Origin of the sequence: Pseudopedobacter saltans DSM 12145, from assembly GCF_000190735.1 — a bacterium.
GTDB classification, from domain to species: Bacteria; Bacteroidota; Bacteroidia; order Sphingobacteriales; family Sphingobacteriaceae; genus Pseudopedobacter; species Pseudopedobacter saltans.
The window spans coordinates 3,733,875-3,752,170 of the sequence record NC_015177.1 but is presented as its reverse complement, the minus strand read 5'-3'; the positions used below and the strand labels follow the sequence as shown (position 1 = coordinate 3,752,170).

Below are 18,296 nucleotides of genomic sequence, written 5' to 3'. Positions count from 1 at the left end.
TTAATCATTTATTGGAAAACGATATTAGTTTCCGGCACTTTTCTCAGTTACTTTAACTCCTTCTTTCAAATTCATCACACCTTCGGTCACCACTTTATCTCCAACTTTTAAACCGTCCTTAACCACAACCTTATCTTCGAATTTTAGACCTATAGAGATATTTCTCTGCTGAACTTTACTACTATCACCTATAACGAAAACGTTATAGGTCCCCAATTGCTCTTGAACGGCTTTGTATGGAATAACCAATTCAGGAGTCGAAGATTTTTCTATAACAGTAATCGTAGCGTTCATTCCAGCGCGCAACTGATTACCAGGATTATTAAACTTTGCTCTTACTTTTATCGTATTTGTACCTTCATCAACAGCCCTGTCAATTGTTATAATCTGTCCCGCACCATCAAATAATTGACCATCAGATAATCTTAGTTTTAATGCCGATTGATTTCCACTCTTTTGCAGAGAAACAAAATGTGCAATATTACGCTCTGGCACCTGGAATTCCGCTGTAATTGGGTTTACTGTAGAAATCGTATTTAACAAAGTAGTTCCGGCCGAAACCAAAGCACCATTTCTTACCTGAGAAATACCAATTGTTCCCGAGAACGGAGCGCGAATAACAGACCTGTTTAAGTTTGTTGCCGCAGTAGTCAAATTTGCCTTGGCTGCCAAAACCTGGGCTTCCTGATTATTTAAATCCGTCTCCGCATAATCCAGTGTCTGCTTGGCTATCGCATCTTGCTCGGCCAGTTTTCTATAACGCTGGACATCGCGTTTCACCTTGTCTAAATTAGCTTCAGCTATCTTAAGATTTGCTTTCGCCTGATCTACCGCAGCTGCATATCTTGTTCCATCTATTTCATAAAGTCTATCGCCTTTAGCTACAGATGCACCATCCGTTACAAAAATATTAGTTATATACCCACTTACTTCGGCTCTTAATTCTGTTTCATTGATTGGGACTATTACGGCTGGATAATTCTCTGAACCGCTTACTTCTTCCTGGGTAACTTCTACCGCACTTACTGGCACAGCAACTTCTCCTTGCTGACCTTGTTGAGCTCCTTTATTCTGGCAGGACTGGAAAAACAATCCTGTACCAACAAGAGCTAATGCTGTTAACTGTATTTTATTCATAACTGTCGATTTCAAATCTTTTTACCTGAAAATTATTGTGTTACTATTGTACCTAAAGCTTTCTGAACATCTATTTTACTAGACAGAACTGCGTACAGATTATTTAAATAGTTTAATTGACTCGTTCTTAAATCTGCCTCGGCAGTCATTAAATCCAGATAGGTTTTAATTCCTTCATCATACTGAAGTTTAATAGTATTATAAACTTCTTTAGACAGCTCTACATTCTCTTTTGAAGTTTTCCAATCATTTAAATTGGCAGAATATGTCGCTTTAGCTAAGCTGTACTGCGCATTAATCTGATTTTCTAAATTGATAACATCCCAATCCAAACGCTCTTCCTGAAGTTTAGATTTTTGAATTTGCTGATACCTTTTAGTTCCCTGAAAAATTGGAAGTGACAACGTTAAACCTGCCGCCGATCTTGGAAAACTATTATCATAAAGATTGTTAAAAGACTTACTTCTAAAATCCCATGCATAATTATAATAAGCACTTAAGTTTGGCAGAAAAGTAGATTTCTGATATTGAGTATTGACTTTCTGTAAGCTTTTTGTAGTCATTAACTGTTGATATTCAATCCTGTCTGCATAAGACAATGTCTTTGTCGTATCCAGCAGAATTTCGTTCTCCATAGATTTATCTGCAAAAGACAGTGATATATTTTCCGTTGCACCTATGCCCAAGATTTGCTTCAGATTCTCGTATTTATACTTTCTAAGCTCAACAGTCCTCTTCTCATCCGCTTTGGCATTGCTTAAAGCTATCTGTGCTCTTTTAAAATCTGTCTTATCAACTAAACCTGTTTCGTATCTTATTTTAGCATCATTATATTGCTTCAGTAAACGAGTGATATTTTCTTGTATAATTTTAATCTGCTCTTCGCTTGTAAGAATATCATAATAGGCTTTACTTACATCTACAACAGCATTAATCCTCACATTTTCTGTGTTTTGTAAATTTTGCTGTCTGATATATTTTGAAGCTTTGGAAGCCTGTATTAATGAAGGGTTCAACAGTTGTTGATCTGCCTGTAATACTAAGGCACTGGTATTTTCCTGGCCCATCTGCAGATTCTGTCCGTTAAAAAAAGTTGTTGGAATCTTGATATTGTGTGTGTAACTTCCGTTTGCCGAAACCTGAGGGAACCAACCGGATAAAGCCGAAGCAATATCCTTTTTACCTATTTCTTCATCTATTTCCGCTTGCTTTACAGAGATCCTATTCTCTAAAGCATAATCTATCAGTTGATTTAAAGTGGCTTTTTCCGGCAATTTCTGCCTTTGGTTAACTTGCGCATCCGCTTTACTCAAAAAAAGAGGTAAAAGCAGGAGATTTGCTAATATATATCTGATCTTCATAATAAAAACTTATTTCTTGATACCTTCCCAAATAATTTCGATAATATGTCTAAGGCTCTCTTCGTCAAAGTTACTTAGCCCGTGTTCTTGCCTCTTTACTGTAGATACCGCAGTTCCGATAAAAACAGTACTTATTATATTCACATCAACATTTTTAATAAATCTTTGCTCTATACCTTCCCTTAGGAATTTAGAGACAGAATCTTCTCCGCACATCGTTTCTTCAGTTAATGCCTGATGCAGATAAGGCGAAGAATAAAACTGATCCATAAAACCCATGAACTCTGGACGACGAATGTAGAAATCAACAAAGTTCAACCAAAGACTAAAGAATCTCGTTTTAAAATCAATATGACTCTGGTTGTCTTTAAAAATATTCTCTGTTATAATACCTCTGCAATATTTAAACAACTCAAGAATCAATTCGTCTTTAGATGCAAAGTGATGGTATATGGTACCGATGGCGACACCAGAATTCTGAGCAATCTGACTCATTGGCGTCCCATGGAACCCCTTTTGATGCAGCAGTAAGAGTGTTTGTTTAAAAATAGCTTCCTTTTTATCCATTTCACAAAGAATGAATGTTCATTCGGTTGGCAAAGGAAAGATTTTTAATTTACTTAAATGACATGTTTAGTGTATTTTAACACCTATACGAGCCGAATAATTACATTTGACTGATAAAAATACCACGTACAGAAGATCACCGAAGTCCTAAGAAGTCCTAAATAGTATAAAATAAAAAAAGCCCTCCGGTGAATGGAAAGCTTTTCATTTAAAATTTATGCTTATTTTCTAAAGAGCTATTTTAAATTTAAAACTGTCATCTTACAGCTTTATACAAATCCTATTTTCTTGCTTGCATAAGCATAGACTCCAACTCAGCCAAATCGTAAGCTATGATATCCGGAACCGTTTCTGATTGATTGACTATATCCATTGTCGTTTCCCCTGATAATACTAAAACACCTACAGCACCAGCATTATGAGCCATCTTCACATCCGTATATATTCTGTCCCCTACCATTAAAACCTCTGATGGCTGCAACTCATATCGCTTTAAAATACCCTGTAACATTCCTGGATTGGGTTTTCCAATTACAATATCCGGAAATCTTCCTGTTGCATACTCTATGCAGGTATAAATTGCTCCGCAATCAACCAAAATAACTTTTTTATCGGTAGGACAAACCCTATCCGGATTGGTAGCGATATAAGGTATCTTTTGAGAAACCCACCACGATGCTCTGCATAATCTGGAATAAGTAAGCGACATATCAAATGCCACCACTACAGCATCCGGAACATCATTCTCATCATCAGCTGTGGAAATAAATCCAGCCTCTTCAAATTCACTTATCATACTTGGTGTCCCTAACAAAAAGAGGCGCTTTGCATTAGGCATGCTCGTTTTAATATACTCTATAGTGGCTTGAGCCGAGGTATACATTTCCTCTTTATCTGCCATTATTCCCATTTTAGACAGGTGCAAAAGATAATCAGCTGTACTTTTAGATGGGTTATTGGTAAGAAAGGAATAGGAGATTCCCATCTCTTTTAAATTATGCAAAAAGGGAATAGTGAACGGAAATAATGTACTTCCATTATAAATTGTCCCGTCCATATCCAGGGCAATATGTTTAATATCCTTCAGGCAATTGTATAATTTATCCGTTGTGTTTAATCTGCTACTATCAATATATCCGTATTCTTTCATTTCAATATTCTTTCTATTATTTACTCTTCTTGGCGCTTCATCATCTGTATTGGTTAATCATCATTTATCTTAAGCGTAGATTATGATTCATAGCCATGCGCTTTCGCCTTCCACATCAACGCAAAAATAAAAACGCAAAGGACCGCCATACCAATCATCATCATAAAAACATAGTCCCACGCTTTTCCGGGATTCACTTTATTAATAGTATCTACCATATAGCCAACACCCACACCAGAAACAAGACCGCTTGCATAACCAAACAAACCGGTAAGACCGTTTGCCGTAGCTGCAGCTCTATTGGTTGCCTGGTTTGCCGCAGCTATACCAATAAGGGCTTGCGGACCATAAATAAAGAATCCCGCCATAGCCAAAACCAATATCATTCCCCATGATGGCGTGTTATTCGGTAGGTATAAGAAAATTGTCATAAATATAGCGACACCTATCATACAGTATAAAGAAGTACGATGAGCTTTCCCTTCAAGATATTTATCGGTAACCCAGCCGGCAACGAGCATACCCGCGATACCGAAAATTTCAAAAACAGCTACGGTCCATCCCGCATTTGCCAGTGTCATACCATGCGCTTCTTTCAAAAACGTAGGCCCCCAATCCAATACAGCAAAACGAACCACATAAACGAAGAAATTGGCTATTCCCAATATCCATATCCATTTATTGCGATAAACCGCCTTGCGAACAAAAGCTTTAAATTCTGCAGAAGAATCTTTTCCTTTTTTATGTATTTTATGTAATTCTGGTAAACCTACCGAAGACGGCGTATCTCGCAAGCCAATAAACAATCCAATCGATCCAACCAACGCAATTGCCGCTGGTATCCAAAAACACCATTTCCATGCGCCATAATGAGATGCAGATTCAATAACACTTTTCATTTTTTCAGTATTCGCTGGATCCACCTTCAAATTTGCTGCAATAGTAGCAACTACTTCAGGATTATCACTCATATTGGTTCCCAAAGATCCCATAATATAACCTGCAAGAATAGCAACCAATGCCGCTCCAATAGAATGTGAAGTGTTCCAAATAGACATTTTTGTCGCCAACTCATTCTGAGGTATCCAATGGGTTAACAAACGCGCCACCGGAGGAAAGCCGCTCCCTTGAATAAGATTATTTACAATCAGAACGATACCAAATATTAAAACCATTGTATTTGTAAACATTGGTCCCCCTGTTTCGCCTGTGATCAGCGCACTCAGATCGGTACCCCAGCCAAAAGCAAAATTAGCTACCGCACACAGAAACAAACCAATTGACATATGATAGCGGGCGTTCATTCTATCTGCTATCAGTCCGTTAAGAAATCGTGATAAACCATAAACGATAGTAACTAACGTCATGATAATCCCGAAGCTTGTTTTTGTTATCCCATACTCGGCTGTAAGTCCGGGGATAGCAAAAGAGAAATTTTTGCGTACAAAATAAAATATGGCATAGCCAATCATCGTCACCACAATGGTACGCGTTTGCCAATATTTAAACGTCTTAGACTTTTCGTTTGTTAAAACTGTTTCTTCTTTCATCGCCGTTGGTTAGGTTAGTTTTGAATATAGTTATTATATAGGGAACAATTTAAAGACCCCTTTAAAGCTCTGCCAATTTTCATTAAAAGACTTGATATCACTACTTATTCCGATAAGAGTTTATTTTCTTCCAATACCCATACCCCTTCTTTCCCAAAAAGTTTGTCCAAAAAGAAATCAAGCGTATTCGTTCGTACCAATAAATCAAGTACAGTAAACCGACGACGAATATATTGTGCCCTTATAAAGGTATTTTTCAGATATTCCCTGGTAAGACCTATATGCTCTGGCTCATACGGAGCACCAACCATTTTCAACCGATTTTGCGCTTCGCTGAAAGGCACCAACTGTGCTTTGAGTTTTTGCTTAATCTCCACCCAGTTATTTTTTAATAATTCAAGTTGTTTCGCAAGTCCTACCGTATCAACATATTTGGCTTTGGTTTCCTGCACTCCAATTTCCAGAAAGTCTGTATCTTTAAACAAGATTCTGGATTCTATTTCCAAGGCTTCTGGTGAGGGCCAATTGGCGCAACATCCTTCAATATTTAACTGATCAAAGGGGTATTTTAATATTTCTTCGTACAATGCGCTAATAGCCAATGTACCAATCGCCACCTGAAAACCATGAGAAATATGCTCTCCATTATTTGTATGGTGCTCCATATTCCACAGATGACTAAACTGATGTTCTGCCCCCGAGGCAGGTCGGCTAGACTTGGACCATTGCATAGCAAAACCTCCTAACATTAAACCACTTATCAATTCTGTTACCGCTTGCGGGTCTCCATTATGTACACCTTCCGGATCAGAAAGTGCATCATGTAAGCCATCCTGGACAATACTCCATGCCTGTTCATCGATAGGCTCCACTCCAAGACTATCTGCTAGTATCCAATCTGCTCCCGCTGTAATCTTTGCAAATAAATCAGCATAGCCGGAAGCGGTCATCTTGGTTGGCGCATTACGGATAATTTCAATATCCGCCACGCAAACTTTAGGTGCGGGGCAATTGAATGTCTGTTTGGCTCCGTCTGCAGTTATAGATGCTCCAAACGCTGTATAGCCATCCATAGAGGCCGCAGTTGCTACACACATATATTCGCGGCCATTTTGATGTGCCGCCAATTTAGTTAAATCATTTATAGTGCCCGACCCTACTGCAATTGGTACTGCATTGTGCACAGACAAGGACGCAGCAAGCTCTTCTACAAAACTATATTCTGCATATAAATCAGGATCTTTAAAAATAAAAACCGGCTCTTGTTCCACTCCATCTTTAGAAAGCAAGTCGGCTATTTGCTTACCTGCTATTTTATAGGTCGTTTCATCGGCAATTATAACGGCTTTATTATTACCAAAATATTTCTTAAATAAATCAGGAACCTTGTCAAGGATATTACTTCCCACCAATAGGTCTTTTGTTTCGCTTGCTGCTTTCAATGCAGCCTCTACTTTTGTCGACATAATTTTTTGTTATCTTACTTCTTTGTTCGCATTTAAAACTGTTCAAAGCTCAATCGGTAAATACGCTATGATACCAAGCTTTTTTCCGATCTCTATTCGATAAAATCTATTTCTTTTCGAGCATGCCCTATCAAGTTTTTCCTTATTCTATTAATTATTCTGGTTCGTGGTTTATTTTAACATAAGTGCATAAACAAAACTACAAAACAAAAAATAAAAACAAAACGAAAAATAAAAACATAAAAAAACGAAACCCTTCGCTAAAACAGATGATTGATCTTTTGAAATCACTGATTATTTCTTTTTATTTGTTAAAACTTACACTTGTCAGAATGATTTTAAGCATTGCAGAAAGACATAAATACATTTTAAATACACTACAAAAAGAAGGGTTTATAAGAGTTATAGATGTTGCAAAAAAACTGGACGTAACAACGGTAACTATACGAAAAGACCTAAAAACACTCGAAGAAAAGGGACTTTTATACCGTACTCATGGAAGCGCCAGCCCTATTAACCCACACGCATCCGACAGAAATGTAAAAGAAAAAGAAAAGGAAAGAATAAAAGAAAAGCAACTTATAGGAATTTCTGCATCAAAACTAATAGAAGAGAACGACTCGATCATTATCAATTCCGGCTCTACTATCTGCGCTTTTGCAGAACAGATAGTACCTAAAGAGCGGCTCACTGTAGTAACTTCGTCTATAAAAGCCACCACAATACTCAGTGAAAATGAAGCGATTAACATTTCACAACTCGGAGGGACATTCAGAAGGAGCTCCATGTCTGTAATTGGAAGCTACACGCTCAGCTTCCTGGAAAACATCACCTGCTCTAAAGTTTTTCTAGGTGTAGATGGTGTAGACCTTGACTTCGGCGTAACAACCTCCAACATAGAAGAAGCCGAACTTAACAAGGCCATGATGAACATTTCATTAAAAACAATAGTACTTTGCGACTCGTCTAAATTTGGTAGAAAAGGCTTCGGAAAAATATGCAATCTTGACAAGATAGACATTATTATCACCGACGAAGGCATATCTCCGTCTATACAGAAATTAATCGAAGAACAGGGTGTGGAAGTTATTATAGCAAGATAATTACAGACATTCTACACTATCTGCCAAAATAAACAGATAATCACTTCTTAATATTCAGGAAACAATCAACCCCTAAATTACAAACATAGATTAAAAAGGAAACATAAACACTAATTTTCATTCGTTTTAACAACAAATGATTTCTTATTAATGTTTCTATTTTTCGTTTATGCTTCTTTTTATTACTGATGTTTGCTAACTTGCAGTAAGAGATGACCGTATTTAAACAACAATCATACAAATGAACTTCAAAAACTTCCTGACAATACTTTTAACACTTTTTATAACTTACTCAAGCAATGCTTCCCTAAATAAACAAAAACCTGATGACAAAAAAACACAGGAGCTTATTAATAAACTGCCCCGCCAAATCTACTATGAAGATGGCAAATTCCATGTACAGGGTGTTGTAGTTGATACACAACGCGGATATGTATACTTCTCTTTTACTACAAGCTTAATCAAAACAAACCTGAAAGGCGAGATTATAGGTAGTGTAGAAGGTTTTGTTGGTCACTTAGGCTGTTTAGATGTCAACCCTGAAGACGGACGTATTTATGCTTCATTGGAGTATAAAAATGACAAAATAGGTAAAGGGATTTTAAAAGGATTGGGAGACGATTCCAAACAGATTCAACAAAGTTCTTTTCATATTGCTATTATTGATGGTAATAAAATTGTTCGTCAGGGCATGGATGCCGAAAAAGACAATATTGTCAATACCATATATATAAAAGAAGCGGTTGACGACTATATAGCAACAGTAACCAATAAAGGTAAACGGGTGGAACATCGTTATGGTTGCAGTGGCATAGATGGCGTTGCTTTTGGTCCGCAATTCGGCCAGAAAAAAGACAGCAAGCTCTTCTTAAATGTTGCTTATGGGATATACGGTGAAACTTCTCGCAGCGATAATGATTACCAGGTTATTTTGCAATACGACGCAAATACACTTAAACAATATGAAAGACCTCTTTCTCAAACCAACTTTAGTCTGGTTGGGCCAGAAAAGCCTTTAAACAAGTATTTTGTATACACGGGAAACACATCTTACGGCATACAAAATTTGGAATATGACAGCAATACAGGTTATTGGTTTTCAGCAGTATATAAAGGAAAAAAACCAGAATTCCCTAACTACAGCTTATTTGCAATAGATGCATCTAAAAAGGCTGTTTTGAAAGAGTTAAAAGGTTTCGACAAAAAAGAAAAGGGTTTAGTTTTACAATTGGCAAAAGCTGGTATGCATGATGAAAAAAGTGGTGTATATGGTTGGGACTTTAAATGGGGTTCAACAGGTATTCACTCTCTAGGAAATGGATACTTTTATATCTCTCAAAACGGGATATCAACAGATAAAAAACAATATTGTAAACTTCAATTGTACCGTTGGACCGGAGATTCATCGAATCCATTTGAGGAGGTGAAATAAAGCTAAATTAGTAACAAAGAAGAAGCCGTCTCTTTTGAGATGGCTTCTTCTTTGTTGTAGCCCCGAGCAGAATCGAACTGCTATCAAATGTTTAGGAAACTTCTATTCTATCCCCGTCCGAACGGCTTCGGCCGGGCGGGCGTTGAACTACAGGCTCAGCCTAGACTTCAGATATCTCCTCCCTGCAGAACTTTTGAAATATTTCTCTCTTATCATTGCATCTTCTACACATTCAAATTCTTCATAATAAATAAGCTTGAAAGGAATATAGGGAATGATGGACTTTGTTTGACCTGAATTATGCTGGCGCAATCTTAATTCAAGATCACGGCAGTGCCCCTTGTAAAGGTAATCACACTTTTCACTTTTGATAACATATGCATAATACATCATAGCCATCTAAATATGTGGTCTCGACAGGAATCGAACCTGTATCTAAAGTTTAGGAAACTTCTATTCTATCCGTTGAACTACGAGACCTATCAAGCTTATTCCATTCTCTATCCGAACGGCTTCTGCGAAGCGGACGTTGAACTACAGGGCCTAACCTGCTTTAAAGCTGGGCAAATATAATCAAAAGGAGATTATCTCACCACACTTCCAGCATTAAATTTATCGATTGGCGCAACAAAACAAAGTTTCCCTTCTGCATTTTCAGCCATTAAAATCATCCCTTGGGATTGTATTCCTTTAATTTCCCGCGGTTCTAAATTAACCAAAATACTAACTTGCTGGCCAATTATATCTTCGGGCTGATAATGTTCTGCTATCCCAGACACGACTGTTCGAATGTCGATTCCCGTGTCTACCTTCAACTTCAACAACTTTTTGGTTTTAGCTACTTTCTCAGCTTCCAGAATCACTCCTGTTCTGATATCCATTGCGGAAAACTGATCAAAAGTAATATTTTCCTTTGCGGGTGTAACTTCCACGTCCTGGGATTTGGCTTTTTCTATTGTCTCTTTTTTATCAATCAATTTTTGTATTTGTTTAGCAATCACATCGTCTTCTACTTTTTCGAATAACAAAGTGGCCTGATTTAATTGATGACCCGCTTCGAAAACAACCTCTTCGCCAAACTTATATTCGTCTTTTAAATTCAGCATATTAAACATCTTTTTGGCTGTGTTTGGGAGGAAAGGTTGTAAACAGATCGCAGCATGAGCGATAATATGCAAACAATTATGCAATACCTCTCTAGCTTCTTCAGGACCCTCCTTATAAGATTTCCACGGTTCTTTTTCCGTCAGGTATTTATTTCCCAAACGGGCAATATCCATAGCACTTGCCAATGCTTGTCTAAACTTGTAAGCTTCAAAAGATTGTTCAACTTCGCTATAAAGACTTTTGATATCGGCACTTATTGCTGCATCTTTAAGTTCCATTTTACCGTCGCTTTCAATTTTTCCAGCAAAATATTTCTGCATCAAAATCATCACACGATTCACAAAATTTCCCAGAATAGCCACCAATTCGTTATTTACACGAGCCTGATAGTCTTTCCATGTAAATTCACTATCGCTGGTTTCCGGAGCTATACTTGCCAGATAATACCTCAATTCATCTATTCTTGTTGGAAAGTCTTCCAGATACTCATGCATTTCGATACTCCAACCTCTGGAAGTGGACATTTTATCACCTTCCAGGTTCATAAACTCATTTGCAGGAACATTGTCTGGCAAAATAAACTCTCCATGGGTTTTCAACATCACTGGAAAAACAATACAATGGAAAACAATATTGTCTTTTCCAATAAAGTGAACCAACTTAGTTTCCTTATCTTTCCAATATACTTCCCAATCTTTGTTATTATCTATAGCCCATTGCTTAGTTGCAGAAATATAACCTATCGGTGCATCAAACCAAACATAAAGTACTTTACCTTCTGCATCCTGTGCAGGAACTTTAATTCCCCAATCCAAATCACGGGTTACCGCTCGTGGATGTAAACCTCCGTCAATCCAACTTTTACATTGGCCATAGACATTTGTTTTCCAATCTGACTTATGTCCTTCTAAAATCCACTCTTTTAAAAAGCCTTCATATTCATTCAATGGCAAATACCAATGTTTGGTCATCTTTTTAACCGGCTTATTGCCCGTTAAAGTAGATATCGGGTTGATCAGCTCATCGGGACTTAAAGAAGTACCACATTTTTCACACTGATCCCCGTAAGCATTGTGATCGCCACAGTTTGGACAAGTTCCTTTTATATATCGATCTGCTAAAAAGGCGTGGGCTTCTTCATCATAATACTGCTCAGAAGATTCTACCTTGAATATATCCTTGTTGTCCAGAACTCTAAAAAAATCCTGAGCGGTTTCGTGATGAATAGGCTCACTTGTACGATGATAAATATCAAAAGAAATCCCTAATTTGCTGAAACACTCCTCTATCAATGTATGATATTTATCGATAATAGCTCTGGGAGTTGTATTTTCCTTCATCGCCTGGTTCGCTATCGCTGTACCATGCTCATCTGATCCGCAAACAAAAACTACATCTCTCTCTTTTAATCTTAAATATCTTACGTATAAATCTGCCGGAATGTACGCTCCCGCCAGGTGTCCGATATGCTTTGGCCCATTTGCATAAGGTAAAGCAGCTGTTATGGTATATCTTTTAATATTACTCTGATCCAATTTCTTCTTTTTTAATTTAAGGTACAAAGATAATTGTTAATGATGAGATTTGTTTGTATATTGGTACTATTGTTCGAATAATACCTTGCTCTGCATTCGCAGATATAATCCCTAAAATCCAATATTTCTATACGATATTAGCATATCCCACCTGTTGCGCTCATTTTTGCATCCTTCGTTATGAGAAGGGCTTGAGAATAGCATGAGATGCTTTATCTATTTAATGACAAAATAGTATAGTATAGGAAAAAGTGTACAATTGAATTCAATATTACTATTGGCACCTTTTTAGCGGGCTATTCTTTATATATTGACCTCAGATTAAATAATTCATTCAGACATTTTTGATATGATTCAACCTCCATACCTAAAAAAAGGCGATAAAGTAGCCATTAGCTGTCCTGCTAAATTTCCTTTAAATCCAATGAATCAAGCTGTTGAGCTGATGGAGTCCTGGGGACTGGAAGTTATAATTGGAGAGACGGTTAACTCTCAATTTCACCAGTTCGCTGGTGATGACAAATTTAGAGCACAGGAGTTACAGACTTTTATTGATGACAACTCCGTTAAAGCCATTTTTGCAGCGCGAGGCGGATATGGCAGTGTGAGAATTATTGATAGTATTGATTTTTCTAACCTCTTATCCCATCCTAAATGGATAGTAGGTTTTAGCGATATTACCGTTTTTCATGGGCATTTAAACAGATTAGGAATACAAAGTATTCATGGACAAATGCCAGCAAACATTCCTGACAGTACAGCTGGTGGAATAGAATCTTTAAGAAAGGCTTTGTTTGGTGAAAAGATTGAATATCCTATCGCTGGATTGGAATCCTTGCCTAAAGCGCCTGTTATTGGAGGTAATTTAAGTATTCTTCTTTCTGTTTTAGGCTCTGAAAGCGATCCCGTTTACGACGGCAAAATTCTTTTTATTGAAGACGTTGCTGAGTATTATTATGCCGTAGATAGAATGTTAAGAGCTTTGGATCGCGCCGGTAAACTTGAAAATTTAAAAGGCTTGCTCGTTGGCGGCTTTACAGCTATGAAAGACAATGATAACCCGTTTGGATTTTCTATAGAGGAAATCGTGATGGGTGTCGTTGGTCAGTATAATTACCCCGTTGTTTTTAATTTCCCCGCAGGGCATATTGATGATAATTGGGCGATAGTCTTTGGAAAAAAGATTCTTTAAACAAAAAATCCCGAGAGTTTCTCGGGATTTTTTGTTTTTACAAATTATAAATCAAACCAAACTTTTTCGTAGTAAGGTGGTATCGGTGACGGTGCTGATGAATTAGAGTTTGTCTCTGTAGAAGGTAGAATATATCTTCTAAGCAATGCCCCTGAAGTCGCTCCAAATGGAACTTTTAAAGTAGGAACTTCACTTCCTTCTGGCCCAGATCTTCTCCACTGAATAAAAGCCTCTACAGGCCTATCCATTAAATCAACCCACTGTTCCAAATGTATTTCCTTAACCGGATCTGCCGCTGTTCTTAAATCAACTAAGTTATTAGCGATATAATTATCTATTTGAACTTGAGGAACTTCATAAAACCTCATTGCCTCAATTAAAGCGGCCTTATATAAATCGTTTGCTTTAGAAATATCTTTTGTAACACCTATTCCCCTCGCATAAACTTCTGCCTCCAAGAATAACATTTCCTGATAAGAAACAATTAATGACGGGGCATCTTTTCTAAACATATATTTCCCCAATAAAGCAGTATGTTTATCTGCATCTACGTTAGACTCAACACCTATATATTGTGTTTCTCCTGCGGGTAAATCAAAATATTTAGATAAACGAGGGTCATTTTTAGGCACCATAATATCCGTCATCACTTTATTTGCATATGTGAACGGATTGTCTTCTAGAAATAACCGGTATTTAGGGTTTTCATTGTTTGGCGTTGTGGAATATGGTACTCTAACATTTTCTGAAGCAGCATTAACCAACTGAGATGGATCCTGCACCAATGCCGCTATTGCAGACGCTTTTGAAGGGTCTTTATCAACCATCACCATCAGAATTTTGAATTTTAGGCTGTTAGCGTATTTTTTCCATTTAGCCAAATCGCCGGAATAGAAAATATCGTAATCAGCAATCTTCAAAGGACTGGTTGGATCCATTTGAGATTTTGCTTCATCCAATGTTAACAACAGATCTTCCAAGATATCCTTTTGCGAATCATATTTTGGATTCGGATATTTCTCTGGCTCAAATGCCTGAGAATATGGGATATCGCCAAAATTCATTGTCGTCTCGAACATAATTTGAGCTAACAAAATTTTACATTGGGCAGCCGCATTATTATTCGCAGGACTAGATGATTCAGCAATTTTAATTGCCTGAACCAAATTATTACCTGCTGTACTGTAAGCCATTCTAAAATTATTGCTCATCGAATTCTGACTTAAGTCGTAGATATCGAATGCTCCCCAATTGTCAGAAAAATCTCCTCCATTTGCAATAGTCTGGCCTATAAAACCTAAGTTCATCCAGCTATCACCACTGTTTTTATTCACATCCCAAGCTGTTACAGCATAACCGAACAATAATTTCGGCTCTACACTAGTAGATTTGTTTGGATCTGTATTAATATCCAAAAATTTTTTACATGACCCTAATGCTAAACTACCTATCATTAGGCCCAATATTATTTTTTTCTTCATTGCTATCATAATCCTAATATTAAAGAGTCAATCTCAAGTTAAAGCCCACAGTCCTTGTAGTAGGAATACTAAAAAACTCGACTCCCTCGCCTGCTGTACCCGATCCAAAGAAATTAAGTTCGGGATCAACATGTGGAACATGGCTCTTAATTAACCAAAGGTTTCTACCTTCTAATCCAAACTCCACACCTTTCACAAAAGAATTTTTAAATACAGTAGAAGGCACCCTGTAAGAAAGCAAAACTTCTCTCAGTTTAACGAATCCTGCATCGAAAACGTTAGCTTCAGTGTTCGTTGTATTGCCCTCAGCCGCCCAATAGTTTTGTGCTGGTATAGCTTTTGTGTTCGGAATGTACGATCCGTTAGATTCTACTACCCCGTCTATAACAATAGGAGTTCTTTCTCCACCAGTTTCAACTGCCAAACCACTAGATCTAAGAGAAGCAACTGTTCCTGAGTAAAACACCCCTCCTTTTCTAATATCGAGTAAAGCACTGAAGTTGAAATTTTTGTAAGAGAAACTATTATTTATACCCATAGTCCAATCCGCATAAATGCTTCCCAATCTCTGTGCAGTTTGTGTCTTTTTAAGACCGGTTACAGCATCAACAATTATATCTCCATTTTCATTTCTTAGCCACTTTGAACCATACAATCCGAAAGATTCGCCTATTTCAGCTTTTATGTCCAAACCGCTATATCCTGAGGCTAAACTATATTGAGGTACACCAGGAGCAAGAGAACGAACTTTTTGATTGTTATCTGCAAAGTTAAAGTCAATTCCCCACGAGAAATCTTTAGTCTTGACAGGAACCAAATTTAACGCAATCTCAACACCTGTGTTCTGTACTTCACCGGCATTTACATATTTAGAAAAATAACCTGTTGATGGAGAAACGGTAATTGGTATCAATTGATCTTTTGTTCTGTTGTTATAATAAGAAAAATCAAGACCTATTCGATTGTTCAAAAATCTCAAATCAACTCCAAATTCTAGTGAATTTTGCCTTTGAGGCTTCAATGTATTATTTGGAAATATCCTCGGTGTAGTAAAAGCAGTAGTAATTGGACCGGCTGGAAAAGCAATAGCATTAGCACTTACATACTGCAAAAAAACTGTTGATGTAGGAGAATATTGATAGTCTAATTGATAAGCTGGCAAATCACTTCCCAAAGAAGCCCAACTAGCCCTCAATTTACCAAAAGAAAGCCAGTCCATATTTTTCTCTTTTAATAACTCAGAGAAAATTAAGGATCCACTCACAGAAGGATAAAAATAAGATCTATTCTCGATTGGTAAAGTAGATGTCCAATCATTCCTTCCAGTTACATTTAAATAAAGGAAGTCTTTGTAACTAATGCCTAAATCACCAAACACTCCCAACATTCTTCTTTTGATATATTCTTGTGTAGGGTTTTTAGACGCTGCATTCGTATAAGTATAAAGCTGATCTATTGTAAGATTAACAGCTTCGATATTTGTGCTTTGAGAGAATCTTTGATTGATATTTCCGCCAACTATCAATTTAAATTTAAATTTAAAATCTTCGATTAAATCATTACCATCAAGAGTAGCGATCAAATCATTATTAATCTGTTTATTTAATAAATCGAAGTTGGTAAATTTACCTTGTAAAAACCCTGCAGTTCCCTTTCTTACCAAAAGAGATCTCTTCTCGGTATAAATATCAGAACCGAAATTATTTGAAACACTCATCCATTTTGTCGGCTTATATGTTAACGTATAAGTACCTACAAACCTATCAACCGTATTACCATTCCTATTATAATTCATAATCCAATAAGGATTATTACCATTACGGTTTGGACTTAAGAATATTTGATCTCCAGTAGTTGGGTCTTCAAAATTATCTTTAAGCAGATTTATATCTACTGTACGAGGGAGTCCAAAAATTGTTGGTATTAACGCATTAGTATTATTCGAACTTTGGGCCGGCCTACCATCAGAAGTAATAGAAGTGTATGATCCTGTAAATCTTGAGGATAACTTATCATTAAAATCTTTGCCAGCGTTTACGGACAATGTATATCGATTTAATTTAGATTGAGGAATAATTCCCTTTTCATTTGCGCTTGAAAAGCTTACTCTATAGTCTGAGTTATCACCACCGCCTGCAATAGAAACATTGTTCATTCCAGAAACACCCGTTTGAAAATAATCTTTCACGTTATCGGGATAAGCCTGTAATTCAACGTTATCACCTAAAAAATTCTCAAAAGTCTGACCTTTAACATCCGCAATACGTGGTCCCCATCCATTTGTCTGAGTTAATTGATATGCCCCTTGATTTCCTTGCGCATATTCATTTTGAAAATCAGGTAAAACTAATGGAGAACTAAATCTAACAGAAGAGTTAACAGTTATCTGTGCAGTGCTTCCTTTTTTTCCTCGCTTCGTAGTGATTATAATAGCGCCATCTTTTGCTCTTGCTCCGTATAGAGCTGTAGCTGCTGACCCCTTCAAAACAGTCATTGTTTCAATATCATCAGGGCTTATATCTCCTAGTCTGTTACCGAAATCAACATTATTCGCAGTAGTTCCTCCGCTTGCGGTAGATTCTGTTACCGTAAGCCCATCTATAACATATAAAGGATACGTTCCTCCAAGAGAGTTTACTCCGCGAATTGTAACCTTTGTAGAACCTCCAACTGTACCAGATTGGGTATTAACTCTTACACCGGCAGCTTTTCCTGCAAGAGAATTTAACACGTTAGTTTCTCTTGCTCTGTCCAGATCATCGGCCTTTAGAGTAGTAGAACTATAACCTAGGGACTTGGCTTCTCTAGAAATACCTAGAGCCGTAACCACAACCTCGCTCAATTGCTCAGCGTCAGCAGCCAATTTAACATTCAAAACATTTGACGAGGGTACCGCCAATTCCTGAGTTTTTGTTCCGATAAAAGAAAACACTAACACCGGATTAGATGTGCTAGTTTTAATAGAATACTGTCCATTCACATTCGTTTGCGTTCCGGCAGTTGTACCTTTTACTGAAACGGACACCCCTGGCAAAGGAAACCCATCTTCAGCAGAAGTAACAGTACCTGTAATTGTTCTCTCCTGAGCCATTACAGATGTCGCTACAAACAGCATTATGAATAAACTTCGTACAAGTTTTTTCATGGCTTGAAATAAAATTAGTTAAATATTAGTGTTAATTAGTGTTAAATATAGTGTTATCATTTGCTTATGT

At 37.2% G+C, this 18,296-nt stretch carries 13 protein-coding genes and 1 tRNA gene; 3 read left to right on the top strand and 11 right to left on the bottom strand.

The genetic code is table 11. The annotated features are described in order from the left end of the window. Positions 1-24: 24 nt before the first annotated feature. The 6 genes from PEDSA_RS15850 to PEDSA_RS15825 form a co-directional block, all read right to left on the bottom strand. Positions 25-1,137, bottom strand: a complete 1,113-nt coding sequence (locus tag PEDSA_RS15850; protein WP_013634176.1) for an efflux RND transporter periplasmic adaptor subunit — start codon at positions 1,135-1,137, stop codon at positions 25-27. 32 nt (positions 1,138-1,169) lie between these two features. Continuing rightward, a complete protein-coding gene (locus tag PEDSA_RS15845; protein ID WP_013634175.1) occupies positions 1,170-2,498 on the bottom strand; it encodes a TolC family protein in 1,329 nt (442 codons plus the stop codon). Positions 2,499-2,507: 9 nt separating this feature from the next. After that, positions 2,508-3,065 (bottom strand): TetR/AcrR family transcriptional regulator, encoded by a 558-nt coding sequence (locus PEDSA_RS15840; protein ID WP_013634174.1) that lies wholly within the window; start codon positions 3,063-3,065, stop codon positions 2,508-2,510. A 280-nt stretch (positions 3,066-3,345) separates the two neighbouring features. Next, the gene (locus PEDSA_RS15835) at positions 3,346-4,215 is read right to left on the bottom strand and encodes an HAD-IIA family hydrolase (protein ID WP_013634173.1); all 870 of its coding nucleotides are present in this window, start codon (positions 4,213-4,215) and stop codon (positions 3,346-3,348) included. A gap of 80 nt (positions 4,216-4,295) precedes the next feature. Next, positions 4,296-5,765, bottom strand: coding sequence for an MFS transporter (locus tag PEDSA_RS15830; protein ID WP_013634172.1), 1,470 nt, complete (start codon positions 5,763-5,765; stop codon positions 4,296-4,298). 104 nt (positions 5,766-5,869) lie between these two features. Further along, on the bottom strand, positions 5,870-7,231 hold the full coding sequence (locus tag PEDSA_RS15825) for a sn-glycerol-1-phosphate dehydrogenase (RefSeq protein ID WP_013634171.1): 1,362 nt from the start codon (positions 7,229-7,231) through the stop codon (positions 5,870-5,872). Positions 7,232-7,500: 269 nt separating this feature from the next. Between PEDSA_RS15825 and PEDSA_RS15820 the strand changes: the two genes are divergently transcribed. Together PEDSA_RS15820 and PEDSA_RS15815 are read left to right on the top strand one after the other, a co-directional pair. Beyond that, positions 7,501-8,334, top strand: coding sequence for a DeoR/GlpR family DNA-binding transcription regulator (locus PEDSA_RS15820; protein WP_013634170.1), 834 nt, complete (start codon positions 7,501-7,503; stop codon positions 8,332-8,334). Between the two features lie 241 nt (positions 8,335-8,575). Then, on the top strand, positions 8,576-9,766 hold the full coding sequence (locus tag PEDSA_RS15815; protein ID WP_013634169.1) for a hypothetical protein: 1,191 nt from the start codon (positions 8,576-8,578) through the stop codon (positions 9,764-9,766). Positions 9,767-9,913: 147 nt separating this feature from the next. Here the strand turns inward: PEDSA_RS15815 and PEDSA_RS20595 are convergent, their stop codons facing one another. The 3 genes from PEDSA_RS20595 to metG form a co-directional block, all read right to left on the bottom strand. After that, the gene (locus PEDSA_RS20595) at positions 9,914-10,156 is read right to left on the bottom strand and encodes a GIY-YIG nuclease family protein (RefSeq protein WP_013634168.1); all 243 of its coding nucleotides are present in this window, start codon (positions 10,154-10,156) and stop codon (positions 9,914-9,916) included. 18 nt (positions 10,157-10,174) lie between these two features. Continuing rightward, positions 10,175-10,246, bottom strand: a tRNA-Arg gene (locus tag PEDSA_RS15805). A 104-nt stretch (positions 10,247-10,350) separates the two neighbouring features. Then, positions 10,351-12,408 carry a methionine--tRNA ligase gene (gene metG, locus PEDSA_RS15800; protein ID WP_013634167.1) on the bottom strand — a complete coding sequence of 686 codons (2,058 nt, stop codon included), beginning with the start codon at positions 12,406-12,408 and terminating at the stop codon, positions 10,351-10,353. A gap of 349 nt (positions 12,409-12,757) precedes the next feature. Between metG and PEDSA_RS15795 the strand changes: the two genes are divergently transcribed. Then, positions 12,758-13,600 carry a S66 peptidase family protein gene (locus tag PEDSA_RS15795; protein ID WP_013634166.1) on the top strand — a complete coding sequence of 281 codons (843 nt, stop codon included), beginning with the start codon at positions 12,758-12,760 and terminating at the stop codon, positions 13,598-13,600. A gap of 44 nt (positions 13,601-13,644) precedes the next feature. Here PEDSA_RS15795 and PEDSA_RS15790 read toward each other — a convergent pair whose 3' ends face one another. Continuing rightward, a complete protein-coding gene (locus tag PEDSA_RS15790) occupies positions 13,645-15,081 on the bottom strand; it encodes a SusD/RagB family nutrient-binding outer membrane lipoprotein (RefSeq protein WP_041537508.1) in 1,437 nt (478 codons plus the stop codon). 19 nt (positions 15,082-15,100) lie between these two features. Next, on the bottom strand, positions 15,101-18,226 hold the full coding sequence (locus PEDSA_RS15785) for a SusC/RagA family TonB-linked outer membrane protein (protein ID WP_013634164.1): 3,126 nt from the start codon (positions 18,224-18,226) through the stop codon (positions 15,101-15,103). Positions 18,227-18,296 lie beyond the last annotated feature (70 nt).

Excerpts from the sequence above, each read along its gene's own strand:
- PEDSA_RS15830 (WP_013634172.1), bottom strand. The coding sequence starts at position 5,765 with ATGAAAGAAGAAACAGTTTTAACAAACGAAAAGTCTAAGACGTTTAAA.
- PEDSA_RS15835 (WP_013634173.1), bottom strand. The coding sequence starts at position 4,215 with ATGAAAGAATACGGATATATTGATAGTAGCAGATTAAACACAACGGAT.
- PEDSA_RS15840 (WP_013634174.1), bottom strand. The coding sequence starts at position 3,065 with ATGGATAAAAAGGAAGCTATTTTTAAACAAACACTCTTACTGCTGCAT.
- PEDSA_RS20595 (WP_013634168.1), bottom strand. The coding sequence starts at position 10,156 with ATGTATTATGCATATGTTATCAAAAGTGAAAAGTGTGATTACCTTTAC.
- PEDSA_RS15815 (WP_013634169.1), top strand. The coding sequence starts at position 8,576 with ATGAACTTCAAAAACTTCCTGACAATACTTTTAACACTTTTTATAACT.
- PEDSA_RS15845 (WP_013634175.1), bottom strand. The coding sequence starts at position 2,498 with ATGAAGATCAGATATATATTAGCAAATCTCCTGCTTTTACCTCTTTTT.
- PEDSA_RS15795 (WP_013634166.1), top strand. The coding sequence starts at position 12,758 with ATGATTCAACCTCCATACCTAAAAAAAGGCGATAAAGTAGCCATTAGC.
- PEDSA_RS15820 (WP_013634170.1), top strand. The coding sequence starts at position 7,501 with ATGATTGATCTTTTGAAATCACTGATTATTTCTTTTTATTTGTTAAAA.
- PEDSA_RS15790 (WP_041537508.1), bottom strand. The coding sequence starts at position 15,081 with ATGAAGAAAAAAATAATATTGGGCCTAATGATAGGTAGTTTAGCATTA.
- PEDSA_RS15850 (WP_013634176.1), bottom strand. The coding sequence starts at position 1,137 with ATGAATAAAATACAGTTAACAGCATTAGCTCTTGTTGGTACAGGATTG.
- PEDSA_RS15825 (WP_013634171.1), bottom strand. The coding sequence starts at position 7,231 with ATGTCGACAAAAGTAGAGGCTGCATTGAAAGCAGCAAGCGAAACAAAA.
- PEDSA_RS15785 (WP_013634164.1), bottom strand. The coding sequence starts at position 18,226 with ATGAAAAAACTTGTACGAAGTTTATTCATAATGCTGTTTGTAGCGACA.